The sequence below is a fragment of the Nisaea denitrificans DSM 18348 genome (genome assembly GCF_000426505.1).
In the GTDB taxonomy this organism is placed as follows: Bacteria; Pseudomonadota; Alphaproteobacteria; order Thalassobaculales; family Thalassobaculaceae; genus Nisaea; species Nisaea denitrificans.
Genome location: NZ_AUFM01000011.1, coordinates 420465 through 445617 on the forward strand (window position 1 = coordinate 420465; position 25153 = coordinate 445617).

The following is a 25153-nucleotide window of genomic DNA, read 5'->3' on the forward strand; positions in this document are numbered from 1 at the left end:
ATGTTCTCGAATTTTTTCTACGAGCTGAAACGCGCCGAAGTGCCGGTCTCCGTTAAGGAGTACCTGACGCTGCTCGAGGCCGTGCAGGCGGGGCTCGCCAATTACGCGGTCACGGATTTCTACTATCTGTCCCGCGCCGCGCTGGTGAAGGACGAGCGCTATCTCGACCGCTTCGACCAGGTCTTCGGCCATGTCTTCAAGGGGCTCGAATATCTCACCGATCTGTTCGGCAAGGACATCCCCGAGGAATGGTTGCGCAAGATGGCGGAGCTGAACCTGACCGAGGAAGAGAAGGCCGAGATCGAAGCCATGGGCGGTTGGGAAAAGCTCATGGAGACCCTGAAGCAGCGCATGGAAGAGCAGGAGAAGCGTCACCAGGGTGGCAACAAGTGGATCGGCACGGCCGGCCGCAGCCCTTTCGGCGCCTATGGCTACAATCCTGAAGGCGTGCGCATCGGCCAGGACGGCAACCGGCACAACAGGGCAGTCAAAGTCTGGGACAAGCGGGAGTTCCGCAATCTCGATGATTCTGTCGAGATCGGCACTCGGAACATCAAGATGGCGCTCCGCAAGCTGCGCCGCTTCGCCCGTTCCGGCACACCGACCGAACTGGATATGAGCGACACCATCCGTTCCACCGCGCGCAATGGCGGTTATCTCGATCTGAAGATGGTACCGGAGCGGCACAACAACGTGAATGTGCTGCTGTTCCTCGATGTAGGCGGCTCCATGGACCCGTTCATCAAGGTGACGGAGGAGCTGTTCTCCGCCGCCAGGTCAGAGTTCAAGCATCTGGAATATTTCTACTTCCACAACTGCCCGTACGAGAAGGTGTGGAAGGACAACTGGCGTCGCCACACCGAGGCGACCTCGACCTGGGACGTGCTTCACACTTACGGGCCGGAATACAAGGCGATCTTCGTCGGTGATGCCTCGATGAGCCCTTACGAGATCGCCATGCCTGGCGGTAGTGTGGAGCATATGAACCAGGAGGCGGGCGCCGCCTGGATGCAGCGTCTGACCGGCCATTTCCGGCGCACGGCCTGGCTCAACCCGACGCCCGAAAAATACTGGCACTATACCCAGTCGATCAGCATGATCCGCGACCTGATGGAGGACCGCATGTTCCCGCTCACCCTGGACGGTCTCGACCGGGCAACGAAGGACCTGATGGCGTGAAGATTGACCCGTTCGACCATCGCCTGACCCCGGCCCGCGCGGATATCGCGGCCGATTTCCTCGAAGCCGATATCGATGCGCCGAAATATGTAGCGGGCGAGGCATGCCGGGTGCTGCCGGGCAGGCTGTCGGTGCGCGAGGCGCCGGACGCGGCGGCGCGGCAATCGACGGAGCTGCTCTTCAACGAGCGCTTCATCGCCTATGAGCGCGCGGATGGCTGGGCCTGGGGCCAGAACCAGAGCGACGGCTATGTCGGATATGTCCGTGAGGACGGGCTCGGACCTGATAATGAGGCGACCTACAGTCACGAAATTCAGGCGCTCCGGAGCTATGTGTTCCCGGAGCCGGACCTGAAGAGCATCCCGCTCGACATGCTGCATCTCTCCACCCGTGTCCGGGTTTCTGAGACAGACGGCAATTATTCCAGGGTCGATTTCGATGAGACGGGCGGCTGGATCTATACGCCGCATCTGTGTGACGTGACCGAGGTAGAACCGGACTATCTCTCGACTGCTGAGCTTTTCATGGGCGCCCCCTATGGTTGGGGCGGCCGCTCCAGCTTTGGGCTGGATTGCTCGGCTCTGGTGCAGCTGGCACTGGCACGGGCCGGGATCACCGCGCCGAGGGACAGCGACATGCAGGAAGCAGCCGTCGGCGAGATCGTCGACGGCGGGCTGGATGCGGCCCAGCCGGGCGACCTGCTGTTTACGGAAGGCCATGTCATGTTCCTGGCCGAGCCGGGCATGCTGCTGCATGCCAACGGTCACCACATGGCTGTAGCCTATGAGGGACTGGCGGATTTCATGTATCGGACCCGGGACATGGATATCCCGATCCGGACCATCCGCCGGCTGCCGTCTATTCCTGACATGGAGTAAAGCGCCCCGGAACGGGCCAGCCGTGCCGGAGACGCCCTAGCCTCAGAGTGCCGCGCCGACGTCGATGCGGTTACCGTCCGGGTCTTCGAAGACGAAGGCCCGCAGACCGTAATCCTTATCCTGTAACCCTTTGACGATGCGCATGCCCGCCTGCTGACAGAGTGCGTACAGCGCATCCACATCGTCGACCATGATATGGGCGACATTGAACGGCGCAGCCTTGTGACCGGGCTGCAATGTCAGATGCAACTCGGCCTGACCCTGTTTCAGGATCATGAAGCCGACGGGACTGCCGTTCTCGAAGACCTTCTCGAATCCCAGGACGCCGACATAGAAGTCGTGTGCTTTCTGGATTTGTTTTACGGGAAGTGTGGCGGCTATACGGCCAAACCGTATGCCGTGAGGGGCATGCTCGCTCATCCTATGACCTCTGGTTGGGAGGGGGCAGGCGACGATACGGGCGGTGCCGGAACGTTCCCGATCTCCTGAACAAAGTGGCCGGGGCGGTGCCCGCGCTTCTTTTTAGGATGCAAGGCGGAGACCGGCAACGCCTAATCCGGTGTTATCCGGCTTCGAGAGGGATGCTGAGCACGAACTTCTCCGCGCCATCCTCCAGCACATGGAAGCCGTGCTGCGGCCGGTCGAGGGCGAAGCAGTCTTCCTCGCTCAGCCCGAGATAGATCCCGCGCATGATCTTGTTCACCACGCCGTGGGCGATGACGATGTGCGGTGTCTCGGCGGAGCGCAGCTCGTTCATGACCGGGATCAGCCGGTGGCGCACCATCTCCGTGCTTTCGCCACCGGGGTGCTGGTAATGCCAGGGATCGGCCTGCCGGGCGACGGCATGCTCCGGGAAATCCCGGTCCAGTGCGTCCCAGCCGTGATAGCCGTCATGCTCGCCGAGGGTGATCTCCATCAGTCGCTCGTCGAACCGTACTGCTTCATAAGGTAGGTCCGCAGTGTCGCAGATGATGGCGGTGGTCTGCCGAGTGCGGCCGAGCGGGCTGGCGATCACGGGCAGGGCGGTCGCGCCGAGCATCTCGCCGAGCTTGCGGCCATGAGCCTCCGCCTGGCGCACGCCTGTGAGCGTGAGCGGGGAATCGAGCTGGCCCTGCAGCCGTCCCAGTCGGTTCCATACCGTCTCCCCATGCCGGATCAGGAAGATCCTGCCCATCTTCTTCCTCGCGTTCTGTATTCAGTGTCGTCCGGTTAATCGGGGCTAACCCGTGCCATCGGTTTTATGGGGTTGTGAGCATGGGGCAAAGAGCTAAAGTTTTCCGACACCGTGCTCCGGCCCGGCCCGCTTCCAATTGCAGGATGAAGATAATGCTGATGCCCGCCGCGCCCGATTTCGGTCCGATGAACCCCCTTGTGGAGAATCTGGAAGAGACCGGCATTGTCGAGGTCGCCCAGCATGGCTGGGATCGGCAGGGGTTGATCCCGCTCTGGTTCGGCGAAGGTGATTTGCCGACGCCTGCTTTCATCACCGAGGCTGCCGCCGATGCGATGCGCCGGGGCGAGACTTTCTATACCGATCAGCGCGGCATCCTCGATCTTCGCAAGGAGATCGCCGCCTATATGAACCGGACCTTCGACATCGCGCTCGACACGGACCGGGTCAGCCTGACGACCGGCGGCATGTCGTCGCTCGCCATGGCAATGCAGATGATTCTGGCACCGGGCGACGAGGTGCTGGTGATCGGCCCGATCTGGCCGAACATCTATTCCACGGTGGAGATCAATGGCGGCGTCAGCACCCATGTCTCGCTCAGCCTGCGGGACGATGACTGGCATCTCGACATGGACGAGTTGTTCGCGGCCGTCACCGACAGGACCAAGGCGATCTTCGTCAACTCGCCGGGCAACCCGACGGGCTGGATGATCGAGCAGGAGCAACAGCAGCAAATCCTCGACTTCGCCCGGGAGCGCGGCATCTGGATCATCGCGGACGAGGTCTATCACCAGCTCGTCTTCGACCGGGACGTCGCACCGTCCTTTCTGCAAATCGCCGAGGATGACGACAGACTGTTCGTCATCAACAGCTTCTCCAAATCCTGGATGATGACCGGCTGGCGGCTCGGCTGGCTGACCCACCCGGCAGCCCTCGGCCCGACCGTCGCCAAGCTGGTGCAGATCGTCACCTCCGGCGTCCCGCAATTCCTGCATCGCGGCGCCATCGTGGCGATGCGCGATGGCGATCATGTGATCAAGCAGCTGCGCGACCGTTGCCTTAAAGGCCGGGACATCGTGTTCGACCGGCTCGACGCCTGGCCCCGGATTAGCTCCGCACGGCCGAAAGCGGCCTTCTATGCCTTCTTCACAGTCGACGGCATGGATGACTCGGTCGCGGCGTGCAAGGAGATCATCGACAAGTGTAATGTCGGCCTCGCGCCGGGCAGCGCCTTCGGGCCGTCGGGCGAAGGTTATCTGCGGCTTTGCTACGCTTCCGCGCCGGAACGTCTGACGGCGGCGATGGATGCGCTGGAGGGTATGCTGGGCGGGCCGAAAGCGTAAGGCTTTGCGCCCGATTCCCGCTCCGCTATAGTCGCTTAATGACAGCGAGCCGAGGGCACCGCATATGGCACTGACACCGAGTGGACCAAGAAATGGCGGCGTAGGCGCACCGAACGGGCGTGTCCGACGCCCTGTGGTTCGACGTCCGGATGCCACCGCCCCCACACGTGTTGCCCAGCAGCAGCCGTTACAGATCCCAAGTAGTGCGCCGACCCCGGGCTTCCGGCTGCGCACAGCCACCACGGACGCCGAGATCGAGCGTCAGATCAACCGGCTGATGGCTCTCCTCGCGAATGACAATATCGATCAGGATGCCCCTGCTGGCTCCTATATCAATTTCCTGATCTGAAGCGGATTCTCGGGGCGGGGAGAGGGCATGCTCCGGATTGCCACAGCTCAGCCCCCGATCACGTCCGATCCGGAAACGAATGCAGCGGCAATTTGTGATCTGATTCGGGAGGCGGCGGCTTCCGGCGCGGACTGCATTCATTTCCCCGAAGCGGCCCTGTCCGGCTATGTGAAAACCCAGATCAAAAGCTGGTCCGATGTCGACTGGGAAGCTCTGGACTCTTCTCTGAACGAGGTCCGCGCATGCTGTGCGGAGACCGGTGTCTGGGCCTTTGTCGGTTGCAATCATTGTCACCCCGACCTGTCGCGCCCTCTGAACAGCCTGCATATCATTGACGGGCAGGGCCATGCCGTCGCGCGGTACGACAAGCAGTACTGTTCCAATTCGGAGATCACGGACTGGTATGCGGCGGGCAACAAGCCGATCACGGTCGATATCAAGGGGATTCGGCTAGGCTTCCTGATCTGTATCGAAGTTCAGTTCCCGGAGCTCTTCATGGAATATGAGCGGCTTGGCGTGGACTGCCTCTGCCTGTCGTCCGGTCCTGGCCTGGAGATGTTCCGGATTCAATGTCAGGGCCATGCGGCCAGCAATTGCTTCTGGTTGAGTTACTCCGTTCCTGAAAATGAGAGCGATAAACAACCGTCCTGTTTCATAGGCCCCGACGGAGAGATTTTGGCCTCATGCGGGCGCGCCGCATCAGGCCTGGTGCTTGGTGAGATCGATCCGTCGGATGCGAAATGGGACATTCCGGTGAACAAGGCGCGGCCTTGGCGGCGCAGGGCGCGCACCGGTGAAATCTATCGCGAACACAGGTTGAAGGAATAAGGGCACGTTGTCCTATTGCCGCTCTCAAGGGGCTCGGCTAACTTCCATGCATGTTCAAGAAAATCCTGATCGCCAACCGTGGTGAAATCGCCTGTCGCGTGATGCGGACCGCAAAGCGCATGGGCATCCAGACCGTCGCCGTTTATTCCGACGCGGACGCCGACGCCCTGCATGTTCGGACAGCCGACGAAGCGGTGCATATCGGCCCTGCGGCCTCTTCCGAATCCTATCTGGTGATCGACAAGATCATGGATGCGATCCGGCAGACTGGCGCCGAGGCGGTGCATCCAGGCTATGGCTTCCTTTCCGAGAACGCGGCCTTCGCCGAAGCGCTCGAAAAGGAAGGCGTTGCTTTCATCGGCCCGGGCATCAAGGCCATCGGGGCGATGGGCGACAAGATCGAATCGAAGAAGCTGGCGCATGCGGCGAAGGTCAGCACGGTGCCGGGTTATCTCGGCATCCTGGCCGACGACACCGAAGCGGCGAAGGTCGCCCGCGATATCGGCTATCCGGTGATGATCAAGGCCTCTGCCGGCGGTGGCGGCAAGGGCATGCGGGTTGCCTATAACGACGACGAGGTGGTGACAGGTTTTCGCTCTGCGGTGAACGAGGCCCGCTCCAGCTTTGGCGACGAGCGCGTCTTCATCGAGAAATTCGTCGAGGAGCCGCGCCATATCGAGATCCAGGTGATCGCGGACAAGCACGGCAATGTCGTGCATCTGGGGGAGCGGGAATGCTCCATTCAGCGCCGCCACCAGAAGGTCATCGAGGAAGCGCCGAGCCCCTTCCTGGACGAGAAGACCCGTGCCGCTATGGGGGCCGAGGCCGTGGCATTGGCACAGGCGGTGGATTACTCGTCCGCCGGGACCGTCGAGTTCATCGTCGATGCGGAGCGGAATTTCTATTTCCTGGAGATGAATACCCGGCTGCAGGTGGAGCATCCGGTGACGGAACTGGTCACCGGCCTCGATCTGGTCGAGATCATGATCCGCTCGGCGGCGGGCGAGAAACTGCCCTTCACCCAGGACGACATCAAGATGACCGGTTGGGCCGTTGAGTCTCGGATCTATGCCGAGGACCCCTATCGCGGCTTCCTGCCCTCCACGGGCCGTCTGGTGCGCTATCAGCCGCCGCAGGAGAGCGACACGGTTCGCTGCGATACCGGCGTCTATGAAGGCGCCGAGATTTCCATGTTCTACGATCCGATGGTGGCCAAGCTCTGTACTTACGGGGACACAAGGATCGAGGCGGTGGACCGGATGGCCGAGGCGCTCGACCGGTTTCTGGTGCGCGGCATCGGACACAATGTCGATTTCCTCTCCGCTGTGATGGCTCATGAGCGGTTCCGCGAGGGACGGCTGTCTACCGGGTTCATCGCCGAGGAATATCCGGACGGCTTCCACGGCGCGCCGGTAAGCGAAGAGAGCGAGAACGCCATGCGGGCCGTCGCGGTGGCGGCGGAATGCGCCTATGCGGAACGTAACCGGATGATCTCTGGCCAGACCCCTGTCAGTGACCGCAATCCGCCACAGACCGCGTGGAAGGTTCGCCACGACGACGAGGCCGAGGACGCGGATGCCGTTGCGGTCGACGGCGGGTTCGACGTGACCATCGGCGGCACCACCTACGCCGTGCGCGGCGTGCTCAGGGCCGGCGAGGCGGTGTTCGGCGGCACCGTTAACGGCAAGCCGTTCCCGGTGCAGATGGAGCGCAAGGGAATCGATTATCATACGTCCATTGCGGGTGCGCAGCGTCAGTTCAAGGTGATCAGCCGCAAGGCGTCGGATCTGCTGGACCGGATGCCGAAGAAAGAGGCGGCCGATCTCAGCAAGTTCCTGCTGTCGCCGATGCCGGGCCTGCTGGTCTCGCTTGCCGTGGGTGAGGGAGACGCGGTCAAGGCAGGCCAGGAACTGGCCGTGGTCGAGGCCATGAAGATGGAGAACGTGCTGCGGGCGGAGAAGGACGGGACGGTGGCGAAAATCCATGCCGCCGCTGGCGGTAGCCTCACTGTCGATCAGCAGATCATCGAGTTCGAATAAACGCATGCCTGCTGGACGGGTTTTGCGGGGTTTTTCCCTTGCAACCACTCCAGAAACCAACTAATACAGCGCCCCTGAGATCGCACCGTCGGTGCAATCGGTACCGACGAATTGAGGATAAGTGACATGGCAGTTCCTAAAAGGAAAACGACCCCGTCGAAGCGCGGCATGCGTCGTGCCCATGATCGGGTAAAGTCTGATGCGTATGTGGAAAGCCCGGATACCGGTGAGCTGCACCGTCCGCACCACATCGATCTGAAGACCGGCATGTATCGCGGTCGCCAGGTACTGAAGGTCAAAGACGCCTTCTAAGACCTGCACGGATATGTGACGTGAAAAGGCCCCTTTTGGGGCCTTTTTCCATTCTGGCGTCAGGGCTATCGTTCTTCCGGCAATCAAATAAGCGGGGGAGACGAAGATGGCGGGAAATGCGGCGGCGTTGAGGGCACGTCTTGCGTCGGGGCGAATCCTGACGATTCCGGGTTGCTATGACGCGATGAGCGCGAAACTGGTGGAGCGGGCCGGATTCGATGTGGCCTATGTCAGCGGCTACGCGGTCAGCGCGACGCAGATCGGCTTGCCGGACGCGGGATTGCTCTCCTACAAGGAAATCCTCGATCAGGCCCGGGACATCGCGGGTGCCGTCTCAATTCCGCTGATCGGCGATGCGGACACCGGATTTGGAAATCCGGTCAATGTCCGGCGCACGGTGAAGGGTTTCGCCGATGCGGGAATCGCCTGCATCATGCTGGAAGATCAGGTTTTCCCGAAACGTTGCGGATTCGCCAAGGGCGTTGAGGTGGTGCCGCGGGGCGAGGCACTGACCCGGCTGCAGGCCGCGCTCGACATGCGGGACGAAATCCAGGCTGGCGGCGGTGATGTGCTGATTCTCGCCCGCACGGACAGCCGGGTTGCCGAAGGGCTGGATGAAGCGCTCTGGCGGTGCGAGGCTTTCGCCGACCGGGGCGCGGATATCGTCTATTTCGAAGGCCCACAGAGCCGTCGCGAGATGGAAGAGCTTTGCCGTCGGGTAAGTGTGCCGAAACTGCTCGCCCAGCTTGAGCGGGAGGGCAGGCCGCTGCTCAGTCCCAAGGAGGCGGAGGCGATCGGCTATGACTGCCTGTTATTCGGCGTCACCCTGCTGAATGTCTCGATCCGGGCCATGCGCGACGCGCTCGCCCTGATGGCGCATGGCAACCATCCGGGTCCAGACCGGCTGCTGAGTTTTGATGAGTTATACGAGACGGTAGGGTTCGATTGGTATTACGGGCTGGAAGAGCGCTATCGGAGCGAGTGAATCAAATCTTCCGCACCTCGCACCAGGAGCAGCGCAGCGGGATGGAGCCGCTGATCGGATCGCATTTTTCGGTCGGGATGGCGGCGTTCATGTTGGCCGCGAGAGCATTACCCTCTGTGTTCGGCGTATCCGTGCTGTCGCTGACGGCCCAGCCATGCTGCGCGAAAACGGCGCCGGGCGCGAGGTCCTTGCCGAGCTTGGCGCGGGCGATGAACTTCCCGGCCTTCGTGCTGATCTCCACCCAGTCATGATCGGCGATCCCGCGTGCTTCCGCCGTGGCGGGCGCCATCTCCAGGATCGGGTCCGGTTGCAGCCGTCTGAGTGACAGGATATTGCGGTGCTGGCTGTGGCAATAGACAACGGTCTTGGCCGATCCAAGGCGGAGCGGGAAGAGACTGTCTTCCTCTTTCGGAAGCTCTTCGGCATCAAGGCTCGGCACCGGGGCGTAGCCATGTTCCAGCATCTGTTCGGAATAGATCTCTAGCCGCTTGGACGGGGTTGGGAAGCCGTTTGCAAGGTGTGTTTCGGTTGCGACCTCTGTATCCAGCGTGACACCCTCTGGCGCCGCCCTGAGGGCGTTCAGATCAAGCCCCGAGGGTACAAGGATGTGGGCGTGTCCCTTGTCCGCGTCGCAATCGAACATGACGTCCGAAAGGCCAAGCCTGCGGGACAGCTCCAGCACGATATCGGTATCGCTTTTCGTCTCGCCGACAGGTGCCATCACGGCGGGCCGGAGCTGAACCTTGCGCATGCCCTCAAGGCTGGCATCGAAGCCGTTCCGCAACCCTTCACGCTCCCATGACGTTGCCACCGGCAGCACGATATCCGCATGCTTGGCGCTCTCGTTCAGGAAGAAGTCCGTATGGACGTGGAAGTCGAGCTTGCAGAAGGCGTCTTTTGCCCGGGCTGTGTCCGGCTGGGAGGCAAGCGGGTTGCCGCCGAAGGAGAACAGCATGCGGACGGGGTAGGGCGTGCCATCGGTAATGGCGCGATAGACGTCCCGCGCCGTCACCCAACCGTGCCTGCCGGGGCCGAGGGGGCGTTCGGTGAGGCCAAGCGCCTTCGCCTTCTGGCTGTCGTTCAAAAGGTCATGCCCGGCGATGTCGTTGAATTTGGCCGCACCGCCCGGAACATTGCCGCCTTTCCTGCCGTAATGACCGGTCAGCCCGTAGAGGGTGGAGATCGCCCTGTCCGTCTGGGTCGCGGTCAGACTTTGTCCGACGCCGTTCCAGGCGTAATAGGCGAGCGATGGGCTTTTAAAGAGGATGTCGGCGGCCTTGTGAAGATCGTCTTCGCTGATACCGGCAATTTCGACGACCCGTTCCGGTGGATATTTGGCGGCTTCGTCCGCAAGGGCCTGCAGCCCGGTCCGGCATTGCAATGTGCCATCGCCGGTTTCGACAGTATGTGAGCCGAACAGTGCCGCGTCTTCCGGTGCATCCAGCCAGCGGCCTTCTTTCGCATCGTATCGCAGGGGAGCGCCACCCGCCGAAGAGGCTGCGAGCAGGATGTCGGGACTTCCCTCCGGCGCCTGATCGCTTTCCCGCAGGAGGTGGCCCGTTTCGGGATGCACCAGAAAGGCGGCGTTGGTCCATGTGCGGGCAAAAGCCTGATCGAACCGGCCGCTTTCCAGCATCAGATGGAGCAATCCCAGCGCCACGGCCTGGTCCGTTCCGGGGCGGACGCGGAGCCAGCAATCGGCGCGGCGGGCAAAGAGCGTCGGGCGCGGATCGATGACGACCAGTTTCGCGCCTTTGCGGATGGCTTTCTGGATTTCGGTCGACCGGGCAAGCCAGGTCGCGGCCGGATTGTGCCCCCAGAGCAGCACGCAATCCGTATGGGCGAAGTCAGGCGTGCCTATATCGGTGCCGTAGGTGAAACGGGAGGCGATGTCCTTATGCCAGTTGCAGATCTCCGTCCCGTAGATGGTGTTCGGGCTGCCATAGGCGCGGATGAACCGCTCTATCCAGGAGATGCTGTCGGAGATGTGCGTGCCGCTCGGCGTGGTGACGGAGAAGGCGACCTGCTCGGGGCCGTGCTCATCCCGGATACGGCCCATATGGCCGGCGATCTCGTCCAGCGCGTCGCCCCAGGTGACCGGCTCCCAGGTCGGCGTCTTCGCGCCCTTGGGAGAGGTTCGCCGCAGCGGTCGGGTCAGCCGGTCCGGGTGATAGACCAGCTCGGGTGCGGCCTTGCCCTTGGGGCAGAGTTTGGCGCCGCTCGGATGGTTCGGCAGCGGGTCGATGCCGAGCAGCTTTCCATCCTCGACAGTGGCCACACAGCCGCAGCGTGAGCGGCACTGGGTGCAGAAGGCGGGGATGCGTGCCTGTTCGGTCATGAGTGGGAACTCCCCAAAGGATAGCGGGAAAGCATAAAAAGGTCGTCATCCCGGCCGGAGAGCCGGGACCTAGCCGATCATAGAGCTACACCCGCCATCCCTGGGTCCCTGCGTCCGCAGGGATGACGGTTTTAGAGGAGAGATTATGCAGCGGTAAGTGTTGCGATTTCCGTTTCCGTGAAGCCGAGCTTTCGGGCGGCGCCGAGGATGTCCGACCAGGCGGCTTCCGCCAGTGGCAGGCCGGCTGCCTGGCGTTCCGCCATGACGCGGCGCTCGTTCTCGCCGGGCACCAGAACTTCACTGTGACCATCCGCCGTGCGGGCGCTTTTCACGAAGGCGATGTAGGATTTGATCTCGTCCGCCATGCTGTCCTGACCGTCGAACTTCTCGGTATCGATAAAGATCGAGAGCATGCCATTGCAGAACCGCCGCCGATCCGGCTCGTCAGGGCCTCCGGCACAGCCGGAGCCGGTGAGGGCGCCGGCCATCATCTCCATCATGAAGTTCAGACCTGACCCCTTGTGGCCCCCGAATGCGGTGAGCGCGCCGGGACCTTCATAGGGCATCGGTGCCTTGCCTTCGGGGACGTCGCCATAAAGCGGTCGGGGATCGCTCGTCAGGGAGCCGTCCGCGTCGATCAGGGAGCCTTCGGGCAATGGTTTGCCGCCCCTGAGGGCGACCAGGGCCTTGCCTTCGGCCACGGTGGATGTGGCGAAGTCGTGAACGACCGGATCCTGCCCCGCGACGGGAATGCCGATGCAGAAGGGCGAGGTGCCCATGCGCCGCTCCCGGGAGCCGAACGGGGCGACGAGCAGGGAGCCACGGACATTGACCATGTGCAGCGAGGCCACACCGGCCTCCGCTGCCCGCTCCGCCCAGTCGCCGATCCGGCCGAGATGGCCGGAGTTTCGGAGAGCCGTCAGGGCGAGGCCATGCTGCTTCACCTTCTTCAGACCGAGATCGATGGTCTGTTCGCCGATGCTCTGGCCAAAGCCGTAATTGCCGTCGAGGATCGCCATGACGTCGTTTTCCATGACGATCTCGATAGTCTGGCCAATCTTCTGCCGCCCGCTCTCGGCCCATTCGAGGTAGCGCGGCACCCGGATCACGCCGTGACTGTCATGTCCCCGGAGATTGGCCCCGGTTAGCCGCTCCGCGATGCAGGCGGCCTCCGTTCCGGAACAGCCGGCGCGCTCGAACATCGCGCGCACCAGCCGGATCATCACATCGGGAGCAACCCGGACCTCATTTTGCGCGCCCATCAGGCCCGCATGCCGCTCACGGCCGCATTGACCGAAGAGGAGAGGAGCCGCACGTCGTTGGACAGGGTCACCAGATCGAAACCTTTGGCCAGCATGTTCTTGGCGTAGCTGTTCTCCAGGCAGTGGATACCCGCCTTGATGCCCGCTGCCTTGGCGGCGGTGAGGATCTTGTCGATGGCTTCCAGCATTTCCGGCTCGGCACGGTCCAGGCCGGGCTTGTGGCCGAGCGAGATGGAAAGATCGCTCGGGCCGATATAGAGGCCTGTCAGACCCGGCGTGGCCGCAATCTCGGCGACATTCGCCAGCGCTTCCTGGGTCTCGATCATCGCCAGGGTGACGATCGTCGTGTTGGACTGGTTGTGATAGTCGCCGCCATAGATCATCCCGGCGCGGGTCGGGCCGGAAGAGCGGTAGCCGTCGGGCACGTAATTACAGGCGCCGACGAAGGCTTCCGCATCCGCCCGGTTGTTCACCATCGGGCAGATGACGCCAAGGGCTCCGGCATCCAGCAGCTTCATGATGATGCCGGGCTCAAGCCACGGGGGGCGGACCATCGGCGTCGCGTCCGATGCGCTCATGGCCTGAAGCATGGTGAGCGCGGCCTGGTAATCGACCAGACCGTGCTGCAGATCGATGGTGATGGAATCGAAATCCTGCGCCGCGAAGATTTCCGCGGTGAAGGTGTTTGGAATTGAAAGCCAGCCGTTAATCGCGCCGCGGCCGTCTTTCAGGCAGTCCTTCAGTCGTGTTTTCATGGCCGGGCCCTCCCTAGAGCACTTCTTTGTTGATAACGGTGTCCGGATTCGGCTTGCCGTCGAGCACGTTGAGAACGTTCTCCGCCGTCTGGCTCGCCATCCGCAGAATCGATTGTTCGGTCACGCCGGCGCTGTGCGGGCTGACGATGATGTTGTCGAGCTGGAACAGCGGGTGTTCCGGCTTCGGCGGCTCGCTGGCGAAAACATCGATGCCGGCCCCGGCGATGGCGCCGGAGGTCAGCGCATCGTAAAGCGCTTCCTCGTCCACCATGCCGCCGCGTGCGGTGTTAATCACATGTGCGGTCGGTTTCATCGCGGCGAATTGGGCTTTGCCCAGCAGGTTCACAGTCTCCGCGCTTTTCGGGCAGTGCAGGGAGACGAAGTCCATCTGCGGCAGAACCGCATCCAGATGTTTGACCGGCGTGCAGCCTGCCGCCTTGATGACGTCGTCATCGACAAAGGGATCGATGACCGAAACCCTCATGTCAAAGGCCAGCGCCCGCTTGGCGACGCGCGTGCCGATCCGGCCGAAACCGACCAGCAGCACGGACTTGTCGGCAATGTCCTGGGCGCCCATCTGGCGCTTGATCCAGAAATTGTCGTTCCGTGTGGCGTGGTCGAACTCGACGCTTTTCTTGGCCAGCGCAAGAATGAAGTACATCGTGTGCTCGGCCACCGAGACGGCGTTCGACGTAGCGGCAACGCAGAGTGGAATACCGCGTTCGGTAAGGGCTGCGACATCGACGGAATCGTATCCGACGCCGTGACGGGAGACGACCTTGAGGTTGGGAGCCGCCTCGATCACCGCGCGCGGGATCTTTGTAGTCTGGACCGCAATGGCATCGATATCACCAGCATGAGCGATCAGCTCTTCTTCGGTGGCAAATTGCAGGACTGTGGTTTTGACGTCATCGCGGGCGTCGAACTGGGATTGACCGGCGTCGTTGAGCTTGTCGACGACCAGCACATGAAACTTGTTCATATTTGGGTCCCTCAGGCTGGCGGATCAGTGGATTTCAGCGGAACCGGCCATTGCGGCCTTCAGTTTGTCGATGTCGAAATCCGGTGACTTGGCGGCATCGAGAATGACTTTCTCGCGCCGCTCCAGCAGGGCGATGGCATCCGGCAGCTTCTTAACAGCGTCGGCAGGCACCACCACGGCACCATGCCGGTCTGCATGGATGATATCGTCGTGATTGACCGCCATGCCGCCGACATTCACCGGCACGCCGAAATCGACGGGATGAACCCAGCCATGGCTCGGGCCGACCTTGCCGCCGAGGATCTGGAAGCCGGGTGCCGAGGCATCGACATCGCGGAAGGATCCGTTGGTAACGCAGCCGAGGCAGCCGAGACCCTTGTGGATATTGGTGTTCACCTCACCCCAGAAGGCACCGAAACCGGGCTCAGGGTCGAGATCCTGCAACACCACGATGCGGGGGAGAGCGCCGTCCGCGACATAGGTGTAATAGGCGGCGCGGGTTGCCTTGGCGTCGCCCTGAGGCGGTGTGACGGCGCGCATCGTGGCGGTGCGGGCATAGCCGCAGATCGGGGGCAGGGACGGATCGAGCGCGACCAGCGGCATGGTGGTGAAGCCGATGGTCCGGCGCTCTGGTGTGACGACCTCGAGGCCGTTGCAGATCGTGGGGGTATCCCACTCCGTCAGCTTGCGCAGATCGGCTAAGGTGATTTCGGACATGTCCTCCCGTCCTATATAAGTTGTTTTTGATTGATATTTTCTTGCAGCTTAACGATCGCTCACAGGACAGTGTAGCGCCCTTTTGGAAACTATCGCCTGAAAGCGGGGACCGTATCTCATGAAGGAACGCAAGCGCATCGGACTGATCGCCCACGATGCCCGCAAACCGGCGCTCAGGGCTTTCGTGCACGCGCACAGGGATCGGTTCGCCGGGCACGATCTCTACGCAACCGGGACAACGGGGAAGGTCATCGCCGAAGATACCGGTCTTGCAATTCACTGCCTGAAAAGCGGTCCGCTCGGCGGTGACCAGCAAATGGGCGCGCGGATCGCGGAAGGTGGGCTCGATATCCTGCTTTTCTTCACAGACCCGATGACGTCCATGCCGCATGATGTGGATGTGAAGGCGTTGCTCCGGCTCTGTACGCTCTACAACGTTGTGCTTGCCTGCAATCAGGCGAGTGCCGATTTTGTGCTCGGCAGCCCTTTCTTCGACACTGACTATGAAGCGGCTGAACCCGATAATGAAGGCTATCTCAACCGGGTGCTTCCCTGATTGAAAGGCTGTGCCATTTCAGCACGGATTTGCCTTTCCAGCGTTTTTTAGTGTGTCTGAGCTGCATCAGTTTCTTTGCGGCGGGCAGCAGAGATTTTATGATCATCTGCAGAACTGCAAAGTAAAACAGGTTCGTAGGTCGGTTTATTGAAGCATCAATTTATATCGGATTATCTGGAAATTCTGCATCAGTTGGGTGTCGGCTGCGAATATTCGCGAGCAGCCAGAAATTTTGGGTTGGAAAGCTTGAGTTTCTCTTCAGTCAGGACTGTCAGAAGTGCATGAACCGGGCCGGTGAGGGCGTTGTCATAGAGGCCTTCGCGGAGCTCCCGGGCAAGGTCCCGCGACAGCATGTCGAGCTTCATTTCAGGTTCGTGTCCTGCCCGCGCAACATTGTCCTCGCCGTAAAGGCTGGCAAACCCGTCTAGAATGCGCTGGATGGAACCGGGGTCCGCATCCGTGTCCAGCTCACGGGCCGCAGTGGCAAGCGCGCTCGCAATCATCAGGCCGAGATATTTCCTGTCACCGTCGAGGGCGGGCAGAATGTCGTCCTGGAAAGCGGCGAGTGCGGTCTCGACCAGGGCCTTTCTGCCGGGAGCTTCAAACATTGGCACGGGTCCTTTCGATGTCGCCGATCTGCTGCAGGATATCGAGCTCCATCTCGGCTGCTTTCCGTCCGGTGAGCGCGAGTTCGATGGATCGTTCGGCGCCTGAATTGTGTCGTTCGCCCTGAAGCAGCGCGATAGCGCTCCAGCGCACTGTGGCAAGTACTTCCCAGTAGGGAACAAGAGACCAGTCCGGCGCCGAGCCTGCCTCTGCCTCATACCCGGCATAAAGGTCGTCTCGGCTGCCGATGCCGCCGGCCTCGCGCGCGTCGGAGCCAAAGCGCCAGCACCGGGCGCAGAACCAGCCGACATCCTCCAGCGGATCGCTCCACCCGGCGAACTCCCAATCCAGAACTCCGGTCAGCTTGCCGTCAGCGACCATGTAGTTCCCGGTGCGGAAATCCCGGTGGCAGAGCACGGCCGGGCTTGGTGCCGGGCGGTTCAACTCCAGCCAGCGCAGCCCCCACTCCAGAGCCGGATAGGCCTTCGGCAGGCTGTCGAGGAAGCCGTAGAGCTCGGAAATCCGCTGAGCGGCCGGATTGGCCGGAGCGTCCCCAAGGAAATTCAGGTCCGGACGAGGCGGCTGGATACGGTGTAGCCGGGCCATTTCCCGGCCGATCTGTCGGGCAAGGTCGGTTCGGTGCGGGTCGAGGGCGGCATCGCGTGTGAGCATGCGGGGATTGGCCGTGCCGTCCGCCTTGTGCATGACATAAAAAGGTTTGCCGGTGATCGAGCCTGTCGGCTCAAGGGCGAGTGGTTCGGGGACAGTCATTCCCGCCTCGAATCCCACGGACAGCAGGCGAAATTCTTCCACCCTTCCATGACTTTCATCCACGCCTGAGGCCGCATCGGTCCGCAGAACGGCCTGTTCCAGTCCGTCGAGCCGTCCTCCTCGGACAACCAGATCCAGCAGCCAGTTTTCCTGGATGGCGCCGCCGGACAGTAGTTTGGCGCCGGTAATGGTGGTTTTTTCAGCGCCCGTTTCAGACAGCAGCCATTCAGCTATTGCGGCGCGCATTCCTGCATCCATGCTCAAGCGTTACCCCAACTTAATGCGAGCGTTTCAGCCCATTTGTCGGGGCCGATTAAGCCGAGCGCGGCTCCGCTTTGCAATGCCTGAATGTGAGAATGGCAGCTTACTGGCTGTTCCCGCTTCGGCACAGGTGAGATCGGCGGAAGAGGCTATGCGTAAGCAGCCGCGCCCGCTTATGCTGCCGCTTCTTTCAACGCTATTGGAGCGAGCAGGTTATGGATATCAAGCGTTATCGCACGGGCGAGCGGATGAGTCAGGTCGTGGTCCACGGCAACACGGTCTATACGGCAGGCCAGGTCGCCCAGAACGCACCGGGTGCCAGTGTCGCCGATCAGACCAAGGATATCCTGGCGAACCTGGATGCTCTGCTTGCTGAGGCCGGCACCGACAAATCGAAGCTGCTGACCGCGACGATCTGGTTGAACTCCATGGATGATTTCGCCGAGATGAATGGTGTCTGGGACGGCTGGGTGGTGGCGGGTTCGACCCCGTGCCGTGCTTGCGTCGAATCGCCGAAGCTCGCCAGCCCGAAATACACCGTCGAGATCATGGCTATCGCGGCGCTCTGACCTAACTTGAGGCGCCGGCGTTTCTGGCCCAGTCCAGCTGCGCCGGCGTTTCGATGGTTCCGGGGCGGGCATTACGCACCGTCTCGACCGCGTCGTCCGGCGTTGAGCCACAGGCCATGAGCAGACGCGCGGCGATCATGCCGCTACGGCCGAAGCCGGCCCGGCAGTGGATCAGGACACGGCCACCGGTTTTCAGGCGTTCAGCCAGAATGGTCTCCAGCGCGGACCAGGCCCTCGTGTCGGTTTCCGATGGAATATCGAAATCCCTGATCGGGAAATGTGTCCAGCTCAACGCATGCTGCAGGAATACATCCTGCATGTTCGGCACGCCGTGCTCGGAGAGCTCCTCCGCGGTTGCCAGCGAGAGGACGGCATCAACACCGGACTTGGCTATGCCGCCAACCGCCTCCTCATCCTTCGGTACAGGCCCGAGGAAGAGGGTTCCCGGCGTGCCGGGAACCGGAATTTCTGTCGCACCATAATGTTCCATGGCGGGATGCTATCCGCCCAAATATGAACAAGAGATGAACAGCACGTTCAATCGAACGATTCCATGCCAGCTGCCGCTGAGCGGTCATACCCAAGGCTGGCCTTGAGGAGCTGGCGGGTATAGGCCTCGGCCGGCTCGGATGCGCGGAGCTGGGCGATGGTCAGTTCCTCGACAATTCGACCCGCGTTCATCACCGCGAGCCGGTCGCACATATGGGCGACCACGGCGAGATCGTGGCTGACCAGAACAAAGGTCAGGCCGCGTTCCTGTTTCAGGCGTTGCAGCAGGTTCAGGATCTCCGCCTGTACCGACACGTCGAGTGCGGAGGTCGGCTCGTCCAGCAGAAGGATTTCCGGCTCCAGGATCAGAGCCCGGGCGATGGCGACGCGCTGCCGCTGTCCGCCCGAAAGCTGGTGCGGATAGCGGAACCGGAACGTCGGGCCGAGACCGACGGCGATCAGAACCTCCCGAACACGGTTGTCGATATCGCTCATGCCGTGGATCTGGCAGGGCTCGCTCAGAATGCGGTCGACGGTATGGCGGGGATGCAGCGATCCGTAGGGATCCTGAAACACCATCTGGACGCGCTTGTAGAACGGTTTGCCGCGAACCCGGCCGAGGCGCGTGCCGCCGATCTCGATGGTACCGGTCCAGTCTGCATTGAGGCCGCTCATGGCGCGCAGCACGGTGGATTTTCCGGAGCCGGACTCGCCGACCAAGCCAAAGGTCTCTCCTTCCGCGACGTTGAAGGATACGCCGCGCACGGCATGCACGATCTCGTCGTCGGAGCCGAAGCGGACATCGAGATCTGTTACGGAAATCAGCGGCATGGGGCCAGCGTCACTTGAAATAGGCATCGACACCGGGCTCCGTCTTCCAGCTTTCCTGACGTTCCAGCACCGGTAGCGGGCCGGGCTCACGGTCAAGGCGCGGCAATGAATTGAGCAGCCCGCGCGTATAGGGATGTTGCGCCTGGTCCAGCTCGCTCGCCTTGCAGGTTTCCACGATCTGGCCGGCATACATGATGATCACGCGGTCGCAGAAGGAAGCGACAAGGTTGAGGTCGTGCGAGACGAACATCAGCCCCATACCGCGCTTGGTAACGAGATCGTCGATGATCGCCAACACCTGCATCTGCACGGTGACATCGAGCGCGGAGGTCGGCTCGTCCGCGATCATCAGGTCCGGGTCGGGGATCAGCATCATGGCGATCATGATGCGCTGGCCCATACCGCCTGATACTTCATGCGGATAAAGCGACAAAACCCGCTCCGGATCGCGGATCTTCACTGCGGCCAGCATCTCGACCGCGCGTGTCTTGGCGTCCCGGGAGGAGGCGCCGGTATGCACCCGGTAGGCCTCGGCGATCTGCTCGCCGATGGTCATCACCGGGTTAAGAGAATATTTCGGGTCCTGCATGACCATGGAAATCCGGTCACCCCGGATATCGCGCATCTGCTTTTCGCTGAGTTTCAGCAGATCCTGGCCGTCGAACTCCATCCGCTTGGCGGTGATTTCCCCCGGTGGCCGAATCAGCCTCAGGACGGAGCGGCCGGTCATGGTCTTGCCGGAGCCGGACTCGCCGACGATGCCGACTTTTTCCCGGCCGACTGAGAAGCTGATATTGCGCACTGCATCAACGATGCCTGTGCGGGTGTGGAAGCGGACCGAAAGATCCTCGACGGTCAGTAGGGCGCCGTCCTTGCCGCCGTTCGCGCCACTCATTGGCCGCTCCGGGGATCGAGAATATCGCGCAGGCCGTCACCAAGCAGGTTGAAGCCCAAGCTGACAATGAAGATGGCGAGGCCTGGCATGGTGGCGACCCACCACTGATCCAGCAGGAACTTGCGACCTGAGGAGATCATCGCGCCCCATTCCGGGATCGGCGGTTGGGCGCCGAGGCCGAGGAAGCCGAGACCGGCGGCGGTCAGGATGATGCCGGCCATGTCGAGGGTCACGCGAACGATCACCGAGGAGAGGCAGAGCGGCATCACGTGTCCCGCGATAATGCGGGTGGCGGAGGCACCCTGTAGACGGATGGCGCTGATGTAATCCTGATGGCGCACCGTCAGGGTTTCCGCCCTTGCGAGGCGCGCGTAGGGCGGCCAGGAGGTGATGGCGATGGCCAGCACGGCGTTCTCGATCCCCGGGCCGAGCGCGGCGACGAAGGCCAGTGCAAGAACGAGGCGGGGGAAGGCGAGGAAGATGTCCGTCAGCCGCATCAGGACGGTGTCTGTCCAGCCGCCGATATAACCGGCCAATGTGCCGATCACGAGACCGACCACGGGCGCGGTAACAGCCACAAGGGTCACGATGTAGAGGGTGATGCTTGCGCCGTGGATGATCCGGCTCAGGATATCGCGTCCAAGCTCGTCCGTACCGAACAGATGGCCTGGCGAGCCTGGCGGTTGTAGACGGTTGGTCAGTTCTTGTGCCAGAGGATCGTGCGGCGCGATCCAGGGCGCCAGAGCGGAGACCGCGATCAGCACCACCAGAATGGCTAGACCGAGCAGGGCCAGAGGGTTTCGAGTGAGCGAGAGCCAGCCGAGATAGGCCTGGACCATGCGGGCATGGCCGCGCGACGCGGGCGTATCCGTGGTCAGCCAGGCCCGGAGGCCGGCTTTTGCGGGATTGAGTGTGTCTGCTGTCATGATTTCTTTGTCCGGCTATCGGGCGCGTGGATCGACGAGCCGGTACAGCAGGTCGGAGAGCAGGTTGAGGCCAACAAAGACGCCGCCGACGACAAGGGTTCCGCCGAGCACGGCGTTCATGTCGGCGGAGAGCAGCCCGGCGGTGATGTAGAAGCCGAGACCGGGCCAAGCGAAGACCGTTTCCGTCAGCACCGATCCCTCAAGCAACTGGGCATAAGAGAGGGCGATCACGGTGATCAGCGGCACCATCACGTTGCCGAGGGCATGGCGCCAGATCACCTGGAATTCGGAGATACCTTTCACCCGGGCGGTGGTGATGTATTCCTGGCTAAGCTGCTCCAGCATGAAACTACGGGTCATGCGGCTGATATAGGCGATGGAGTAGTAGCCGAGGACGGCCGCCGGCAGGATGATGTGCGACAGCGCATTGCCGAAAATCTCGAAGTCCCCTGCGATCAGGCTGTCGATCAGGATCACGCCGGTTATGTTCGGCACCACATCCTCAAAGAAGATATCGAGCCGTCCCGGCCCGCCGACCCAGCCAAGCACGCCGTAGAACACCAGCAGGCCGATCAGGCCGAGCCAGAAGACCGGCATGGAATACCCGAAGAGGCCCAGCACGCGGACGACCTGATCCGGCCAGCGGCCCTTGTTGACAGCGGCGACGACACCCATGGGGACACCGAAAATGATGCCGAATATGGTGGCGATTGTCGCCAGCTCCAGGGTTGCCGGAAACACCCGGATGATATCCTCCGCGACCGGTCTTGCGGTCAGCAGGGAGGTGCCGAGATCGCCCCGGAAAACATCGCTGATGTAGTAGAAAAACTGGACATAGAGCGGTTGATCCAGACCCATCGCCTTGCGGGCGGCCTGATAGATTTCTTCGCTCGCCTTGTCACCGACGACCGAAAGCGCCGGATCGATCGGCATGACGCGACCGATGATGAAGGTGATAAACAGCAGCCCGATAAAGGTGACGGCGATGGTTGCCACTGTCTTCAGAACGGACCGCAAAAAACGCGGGGAGAGGAGCATCGCTCCTCTCCCTGTCGCATGTGATGTGTTCAGTGCCATACGGCAGCTTTATCCCGGAAGGTTACTTCTTCACAGTCCAATAGTAGACGCTGGACACGGCGCTGCCGGTATAGAAGCCGGTGACATTCTTGCGCAAGCCGGTCTGCTCGATTTTCTGCAGCATGACGACGAACGGGCTGGTCTTCTGATGGTCCGCCTGGATCTTGCGGTACATCTCGGCCCGGGTGTCGCGGTCGCTTTCCTGAACGGCGGCTTCGGTTTCCTTGGTCATCGCGGGGATGTCCCAGGCATTCCGCCATGCCAGCTTGCCGGTGTTCTTCGCTTCGAACGCGTTGTCCGGGTTATGCGCGAAGGTATCGGCGTTGGTGTGCGGATCCGGATAGTCCGGGCCCCAGGCACCGAGATAGATCTCGTGTTTACGGGCACGATAGGCGCCGAGGATCTGTTTGCCGGTTCCGACTTCAAGGGTTGCCTTGATACCGACCTTGGCGAAGATGTTCTGCAGGGACTGGGCGATTTCCAGACGTTCCTGAGCGTTACGCACGAAGATCTTGACCTCGAAGCCGTCCGCTTCACCCGCTTCCGCGAGCAAGGCCTTCGCCTTCTCGATGTTCTGGCTGTAGGGCTTGTCTTTCAACTCGCCGAGATAGGTCAGAGGCAGGAAGGCCTGATGCACGGTGTACTGGCCGCGCAGGAAGGTGTTGGCCATGCCTTCATAATCGACGAGGTATTTGAACGCTTCCTGCACCTTCGGCTTCGCCAGGGTCGGAATGTCCTGATTCAGAGAGAAGTACATGATGCGGCCGCGGAGATCTTCCTCGACCTTGACGCCATCACTGCCGGCGATACCGGCGATGTCGTCCGGGGAGAGGTTACGGGCAACGTCGATGTCACCTTTTTCCAGCAGCAGGCGCTGGGTGGCGGATTCCGGAATGTGACGCATGAAGACGCGCTTCATGTCGGCCGCGCCGCGCCAGTAGTTTTCGTTGACCTCGAGGACGTAGTTCTCGTTCGGCTTCCAGCCGCGCAGGGAATAGGCGCCGGAGCCGGCGGAATGGGTCTTCAGCCACTCGTACCCCATGTCACCATCGGCCTCATGTTCCATTGCCGTTTTCATGTCGACAATGCTGCCGATTGTGGCGCTGAGGCAGTTCAGGACGAAGGACGTCGCATATTTTTTATCCGTCTCCATGACCAGGGTCATGTCGTCGGTCGCCTTGATCTTCTCCTTCACATTGTCGGCGGTGAAGCCGAACTGGGTCAGGATAAAGGACGGCGTCTTGTTCAGGATGACTGCGCGCTGCAGCGAGAAGGCCGCGTCGTTCGCCGTCACCGGATTACCGGAGTGGAACTTGACACCCGGGCGCATCTTGAAGGTGTAGGTCTTGCCGTCTTCGCTTACGGTCCAGCTCTCCGCTAGGCCGGGCTTGTAGCCGTCGGTCAGCTTGGCCGGATCGAAGGTAACCAGCGTGTCGTACACGTTGTTGGCGAGGTCGCCGCCGGCGAACTCGAAGATTTCAGCCGGATCGAGCGAGACGATATCGTCGATACGGTTGGCGACGACGAGGGTGTCCGCCGGGGTGGCCGCGAACGATTGCCCGATTGATGCGGGCAGCGCCACGGATGCGGCCAAAGCCGCGACCGCGAAGCTCTTTGCCAGTGCGTTCATGTGAAGCCTCATGAAGTTATGTTTTTTGTTGGTATCTTTTCACGATCCAGAATGAATCGTAGGCCGTCAGCCTAGACGCTGGCGACAGTGATCTCAAACACTTGTTCAATGCAGCGCAACAAATTGAGGCGTGCCGCGGCTATGACGCGATGTAGAGCCCGCCATTTACATGAATGGTCTCTGCGGTCAGGAATGCGGCGCTGTCACTGCACAGGAAAGCGGCGACCCCGGCGACCTCTTCTGGCGTCCCTAACCGTCCCAGAGGAGTCATTTTCAGCATGTCGCCGCCGCGCTCCTGCATGAGCCCGCGCACCATCGGCGTGTCGATCAGGCCTGGCGAGATGGCATTGCAGCGAATGTTCCGGCTGGCCACTTCCTGGGCGAGAGAGCGGGTGAGGGAGAGAACCGCGCCTTTCGCGGCGGAGTAGGGCGCATGACCGAAGCTACCCCGGTGCCCCGCCATCGAGGCGATGTTCACGATGGCGCCGCCGTCCGGCATATGGGGCAGGGCAGCGCGTACGGTGTGGAAGACGCCGTCGAGATTGACCGCAATGCCGCGCCGCCAGAGCTCGTCTGTCATGCCGTCCACGGTGCCCTGCTCATAGAGCCCGGCTCCGGTGACGACATAATCGACCTGCCCGAACCGGTCCCGGCAGGCCGCGACGGCGGCAGCGACCGCTTCCGGGTCGGAAACATCCAGCGGGTGGGTCGCGAGGGAAGGGTTGTCACCGAGTTCACCCGCAAGTGCTGTGAAGCTTTCCGGATGCAGGTCGGTCAGGAACAAGTTTGCACCAGACGCGGCGAACAACTTGGCAATAGCCGCCGGTATTCCGCCGCCGGCCCCGGTCAGGAACAGGGTTCGTCCGGTGAAATTATAGGATACCGTTTTGGCGGACATGGCTCGCCTCATGCCGTTTCGGGATCGTCGAGCGCAATGATCGCGGCTCGCAGGGCCTCGGGGATCGGCGCTTTCTCGCCTGTCTCGTTCACCACCATGACGAAGAGCTGGGTCGAGCTGTTGCAGCAGCCCTCGGCATCCCATGTGGCATAGGTCATCACCATGCTGGTATTGCGCATGGAGACCACGCGGCCAGTCACGCAAATCGGCGTGTGGTAGGCGATGCCGCGCAGATAGTCCGTTTCCAGGTGCTTCATCACGGGGCCTGGCACGTCCATCGCATGCCGGGGATGGCCCAGCGCCTCGAAATAGAGGTTCCGCAGGCTCTCGTACCAGGTCAGGTAGGCGGTGTGGTTCACATGCGCGAATGCATCGCAGTCCCGCCACTCCACAAGTTTCGGAATGGCGAAATGCCAGTCGTCGGAAATGTGAAACCGCTGCTTCAAATCGTCGGTGACGGCAAAGCGTGCGAGATCGCCATATTGGTCAAGCACTGAGCTCATTCT

At 61.8% G+C, this 25153-nt stretch carries 27 protein-coding genes; 10 read left to right on the plus strand and 17 right to left on the minus strand.

Features of this window, described 5'->3' with window-relative positions; all coding sequences use genetic code 11:
- Positions 1-1179, plus strand: coding sequence for a vWA domain-containing protein (locus K328_RS0102750; RefSeq protein WP_028464658.1), 1179 nt, complete (start codon positions 1-3; stop codon positions 1177-1179).
- Positions 1176-2057, plus strand: coding sequence for a C40 family peptidase (locus tag K328_RS0102755; RefSeq protein WP_028464659.1), 882 nt, complete (start codon positions 1176-1178; stop codon positions 2055-2057). Before K328_RS0102750 ends, K328_RS0102755 begins: the two co-directional genes overlap by 4 nt.
- A 42-nt stretch (positions 2058-2099) precedes the next feature.
- Here K328_RS0102755 and K328_RS0102760 read toward each other — a convergent pair whose 3' ends face one another.
- Complete coding sequence (locus K328_RS0102760) at positions 2100-2477, minus strand: glyoxalase superfamily protein (protein ID WP_028464660.1); 378 nt, start codon at positions 2475-2477, stop codon at positions 2100-2102.
- A 142-nt stretch (positions 2478-2619) separates the two neighbouring features.
- On the minus strand, positions 2620-3231 hold the full coding sequence (locus tag K328_RS0102765; protein ID WP_028464661.1) for a histidine phosphatase family protein: 612 nt from the start codon (positions 3229-3231) through the stop codon (positions 2620-2622).
- Positions 3232-3383: 152 nt separating this feature from the next.
- Here K328_RS0102765 and K328_RS0102770 point away from each other — a divergent pair, with 152 nt between their 5' ends.
- From K328_RS0102770 to K328_RS0102795, 6 genes are all read left to right on the plus strand, one after another.
- Positions 3384-4571, plus strand: coding sequence for a pyridoxal phosphate-dependent aminotransferase (locus K328_RS0102770; RefSeq protein WP_205620571.1), 1188 nt, complete (start codon positions 3384-3386; stop codon positions 4569-4571).
- 64 nt (positions 4572-4635) lie between these two features.
- Complete coding sequence (locus tag K328_RS0102775) at positions 4636-4920, plus strand: hypothetical protein (protein WP_156901156.1); 285 nt, start codon at positions 4636-4638, stop codon at positions 4918-4920.
- Positions 4921-4947: 27 nt separating this feature from the next.
- Positions 4948-5748, plus strand: coding sequence for a carbon-nitrogen hydrolase family protein (locus tag K328_RS22290; protein ID WP_036553078.1), 801 nt, complete (start codon positions 4948-4950; stop codon positions 5746-5748).
- 50 nt (positions 5749-5798) lie between these two features.
- Positions 5799-7787, plus strand: a complete 1989-nt coding sequence (locus K328_RS0102785; protein WP_028464664.1) for an acetyl-CoA carboxylase biotin carboxylase subunit — start codon at positions 5799-5801, stop codon at positions 7785-7787.
- A 126-nt stretch (positions 7788-7913) separates the two neighbouring features.
- The gene (rpmF, locus tag K328_RS0102790) at positions 7914-8099 is read left to right on the plus strand and encodes a 50S ribosomal protein L32 (RefSeq protein WP_028464665.1); all 186 of its coding nucleotides are present in this window, start codon (positions 7914-7916) and stop codon (positions 8097-8099) included.
- A 106-nt stretch (positions 8100-8205) separates the two neighbouring features.
- Entirely contained in the window at positions 8206-9084 is an 879-nt protein-coding gene (locus K328_RS0102795) for an isocitrate lyase/PEP mutase family protein (RefSeq protein WP_028464666.1), read from the plus strand.
- Between the two features lies 1 nt (position 9085).
- On the opposite strand, the gene K328_RS22295 is transcribed toward K328_RS0102795, so the two are convergent.
- The 5 genes from K328_RS22295 to K328_RS0102820 form a co-directional block, all read right to left on the minus strand.
- Complete coding sequence (locus tag K328_RS22295; protein ID WP_051284362.1) at positions 9086-11422, minus strand: molybdopterin-containing oxidoreductase family protein; 2337 nt, start codon at positions 11420-11422, stop codon at positions 9086-9088.
- A gap of 143 nt (positions 11423-11565) precedes the next feature.
- Entirely contained in the window at positions 11566-12684 is a 1119-nt protein-coding gene (locus K328_RS0102805; RefSeq protein WP_051284364.1) for a malate/lactate/ureidoglycolate dehydrogenase, read from the minus strand.
- The gene (locus tag K328_RS0102810) at positions 12684-13439 is read right to left on the minus strand and encodes an HpcH/HpaI aldolase family protein (RefSeq protein ID WP_028464668.1); all 756 of its coding nucleotides are present in this window, start codon (positions 13437-13439) and stop codon (positions 12684-12686) included. Before K328_RS0102810 ends, K328_RS0102805 begins: the two co-directional genes overlap by 1 nt.
- A 13-nt stretch (positions 13440-13452) precedes the next feature.
- Complete coding sequence (locus K328_RS0102815) at positions 13453-14421, minus strand: hydroxyacid dehydrogenase (protein WP_036553081.1); 969 nt, start codon at positions 14419-14421, stop codon at positions 13453-13455.
- 24 nt (positions 14422-14445) lie between these two features.
- Positions 14446-15138, minus strand: a complete 693-nt coding sequence (locus K328_RS0102820; RefSeq protein ID WP_051284366.1) for an RraA family protein — start codon at positions 15136-15138, stop codon at positions 14446-14448.
- Positions 15139-15256: 118 nt separating this feature from the next.
- On the opposite strand from K328_RS0102820, the gene K328_RS0102825 reads away from it, so the two are divergent.
- Positions 15257-15694: a methylglyoxal synthase gene (locus K328_RS0102825; RefSeq protein ID WP_028464671.1), complete on the plus strand. Its 438-nt coding sequence runs from the start codon at positions 15257-15259 to the stop codon at positions 15692-15694.
- A 188-nt stretch (positions 15695-15882) separates the two neighbouring features.
- Here the strand turns inward: K328_RS0102825 and K328_RS0102830 are convergent, their stop codons facing one another.
- Both K328_RS0102830 and K328_RS0102835 read right to left on the minus strand, forming a co-directional pair.
- Positions 15883-16302: a DUF6285 domain-containing protein gene (locus K328_RS0102830; RefSeq protein WP_028464672.1), complete on the minus strand. Its 420-nt coding sequence runs from the start codon at positions 16300-16302 to the stop codon at positions 15883-15885.
- The gene (locus tag K328_RS0102835; RefSeq protein WP_205620572.1) at positions 16295-17317 is read right to left on the minus strand and encodes a phosphotransferase family protein; all 1023 of its coding nucleotides are present in this window, start codon (positions 17315-17317) and stop codon (positions 16295-16297) included. Before K328_RS0102835 ends, K328_RS0102830 begins: the two co-directional genes overlap by 8 nt.
- Positions 17318-17547: 230 nt before the next feature.
- Here K328_RS0102835 and K328_RS0102840 point away from each other — a divergent pair, with 230 nt between their 5' ends.
- The gene (locus K328_RS0102840) at positions 17548-17901 is read left to right on the plus strand and encodes a RidA family protein (protein ID WP_028464674.1); all 354 of its coding nucleotides are present in this window, start codon (positions 17548-17550) and stop codon (positions 17899-17901) included.
- Between the two features lies 1 nt (position 17902).
- Here the strand turns inward: K328_RS0102840 and K328_RS22300 are convergent, their stop codons facing one another.
- The 8 genes from K328_RS22300 to K328_RS0102880 all read right to left on the minus strand — a co-directional run bounded on the left by K328_RS22300 (position 17903) and on the right by K328_RS0102880 (position 25150).
- Complete coding sequence (locus K328_RS22300; RefSeq protein WP_051284368.1) at positions 17903-18391, minus strand: phosphatase domain-containing protein; 489 nt, start codon at positions 18389-18391, stop codon at positions 17903-17905.
- 47 nt (positions 18392-18438) lie between these two features.
- Entirely contained in the window at positions 18439-19248 is an 810-nt protein-coding gene (locus K328_RS0102850; RefSeq protein WP_245577378.1) for an ABC transporter ATP-binding protein, read from the minus strand.
- Positions 19232-20116: an ABC transporter ATP-binding protein gene (locus K328_RS0102855; protein ID WP_028464676.1), complete on the minus strand. Its 885-nt coding sequence runs from the start codon at positions 20114-20116 to the stop codon at positions 19232-19234. The genes K328_RS0102850 and K328_RS0102855 overlap by 17 nt, the downstream gene beginning before the upstream one ends.
- Positions 20113-21042, minus strand: coding sequence for a nickel transporter permease (gene nikC, locus K328_RS0102860; protein WP_028464677.1), 930 nt, complete (start codon positions 21040-21042; stop codon positions 20113-20115). The genes K328_RS0102855 and nikC overlap by 4 nt, the downstream gene beginning before the upstream one ends.
- A 15-nt stretch (positions 21043-21057) precedes the next feature.
- Entirely contained in the window at positions 21058-22080 is a 1023-nt protein-coding gene (locus K328_RS0102865) for an ABC transporter permease (protein ID WP_205620573.1), read from the minus strand.
- 61 nt (positions 22081-22141) lie between these two features.
- Positions 22142-23749, minus strand: coding sequence for an ABC transporter substrate-binding protein (locus tag K328_RS0102870; RefSeq protein ID WP_028464679.1), 1608 nt, complete (start codon positions 23747-23749; stop codon positions 22142-22144).
- Between the two features lie 139 nt (positions 23750-23888).
- Positions 23889-24647, minus strand: a complete 759-nt coding sequence (locus K328_RS0102875; protein ID WP_028464680.1) for an SDR family NAD(P)-dependent oxidoreductase — start codon at positions 24645-24647, stop codon at positions 23889-23891.
- Between the two features lie 8 nt (positions 24648-24655).
- Positions 24656-25150, minus strand: a complete 495-nt coding sequence (locus K328_RS0102880) for an acyl-CoA thioesterase (protein WP_028464681.1) — start codon at positions 25148-25150, stop codon at positions 24656-24658.
- Positions 25151-25153: the final 3 nt, after the last annotated feature.

Excerpts from the sequence above, each read along its gene's own strand:
- K328_RS0102750 (WP_028464658.1), top strand. The coding sequence starts at position 1 with ATGTTCTCGAATTTTTTCTACGAGCTGAAACGCGCCGAAGTGCCGGTC.
- K328_RS0102760 (WP_028464660.1), bottom strand. The coding sequence starts at position 2,477 with ATGAGCGAGCATGCCCCTCACGGCATACGGTTTGGCCGTATAGCCGCC.
- K328_RS0102765 (WP_028464661.1), bottom strand. The coding sequence starts at position 3,231 with ATGGGCAGGATCTTCCTGATCCGGCATGGGGAGACGGTATGGAACCGA.
- K328_RS0102770 (WP_205620571.1), top strand. The coding sequence starts at position 3,384 with ATGCTGATGCCCGCCGCGCCCGATTTCGGTCCGATGAACCCCCTTGTG.
- K328_RS0102775 (WP_156901156.1), top strand. The coding sequence starts at position 4,636 with ATGGCACTGACACCGAGTGGACCAAGAAATGGCGGCGTAGGCGCACCG.
- K328_RS22290 (WP_036553078.1), top strand. The coding sequence starts at position 4,948 with ATGCTCCGGATTGCCACAGCTCAGCCCCCGATCACGTCCGATCCGGAA.
- K328_RS0102785 (WP_028464664.1), top strand. The coding sequence starts at position 5,799 with ATGTTCAAGAAAATCCTGATCGCCAACCGTGGTGAAATCGCCTGTCGC.
- rpmF (WP_028464665.1), top strand. The coding sequence starts at position 7,914 with ATGGCAGTTCCTAAAAGGAAAACGACCCCGTCGAAGCGCGGCATGCGT.
- K328_RS0102795 (WP_028464666.1), top strand. The coding sequence starts at position 8,206 with ATGGCGGGAAATGCGGCGGCGTTGAGGGCACGTCTTGCGTCGGGGCGA.
- K328_RS22295 (WP_051284362.1), bottom strand. The coding sequence starts at position 11,422 with ATGACCGAACAGGCACGCATCCCCGCCTTCTGCACCCAGTGCCGCTCA.
- K328_RS0102805 (WP_051284364.1), bottom strand. The coding sequence starts at position 12,684 with ATGGGCGCGCAAAATGAGGTCCGGGTTGCTCCCGATGTGATGATCCGG.
- K328_RS0102810 (WP_028464668.1), bottom strand. The coding sequence starts at position 13,439 with ATGAAAACACGACTGAAGGACTGCCTGAAAGACGGCCGCGGCGCGATT.
- K328_RS0102815 (WP_036553081.1), bottom strand. The coding sequence starts at position 14,421 with ATGAACAAGTTTCATGTGCTGGTCGTCGACAAGCTCAACGACGCCGGT.
- K328_RS0102820 (WP_051284366.1), bottom strand. The coding sequence starts at position 15,138 with ATGTCCGAAATCACCTTAGCCGATCTGCGCAAGCTGACGGAGTGGGAT.
- K328_RS0102825 (WP_028464671.1), top strand. The coding sequence starts at position 15,257 with ATGAAGGAACGCAAGCGCATCGGACTGATCGCCCACGATGCCCGCAAA.
- K328_RS0102830 (WP_028464672.1), bottom strand. The coding sequence starts at position 16,302 with ATGTTTGAAGCTCCCGGCAGAAAGGCCCTGGTCGAGACCGCACTCGCC.
- K328_RS0102835 (WP_205620572.1), bottom strand. The coding sequence starts at position 17,317 with ATGCGCGCCGCAATAGCTGAATGGCTGCTGTCTGAAACGGGCGCTGAA.
- K328_RS0102840 (WP_028464674.1), top strand. The coding sequence starts at position 17,548 with ATGGATATCAAGCGTTATCGCACGGGCGAGCGGATGAGTCAGGTCGTG.
- K328_RS22300 (WP_051284368.1), bottom strand. The coding sequence starts at position 18,391 with ATGGAACATTATGGTGCGACAGAAATTCCGGTTCCCGGCACGCCGGGA.
- K328_RS0102850 (WP_245577378.1), bottom strand. The coding sequence starts at position 19,248 with ATGCCTATTTCAAGTGACGCTGGCCCCATGCCGCTGATTTCCGTAACA.
- K328_RS0102855 (WP_028464676.1), bottom strand. The coding sequence starts at position 20,116 with ATGAGTGGCGCGAACGGCGGCAAGGACGGCGCCCTACTGACCGTCGAG.
- nikC (WP_028464677.1), bottom strand. The coding sequence starts at position 21,042 with ATGACAGCAGACACACTCAATCCCGCAAAAGCCGGCCTCCGGGCCTGG.
- K328_RS0102865 (WP_205620573.1), bottom strand. The coding sequence starts at position 22,080 with ATGCTCCTCTCCCCGCGTTTTTTGCGGTCCGTTCTGAAGACAGTGGCA.
- K328_RS0102870 (WP_028464679.1), bottom strand. The coding sequence starts at position 23,749 with ATGAACGCACTGGCAAAGAGCTTCGCGGTCGCGGCTTTGGCCGCATCC.
- K328_RS0102875 (WP_028464680.1), bottom strand. The coding sequence starts at position 24,647 with ATGTCCGCCAAAACGGTATCCTATAATTTCACCGGACGAACCCTGTTC.
- K328_RS0102880 (WP_028464681.1), bottom strand. The coding sequence starts at position 25,150 with ATGAGCTCAGTGCTTGACCAATATGGCGATCTCGCACGCTTTGCCGTC.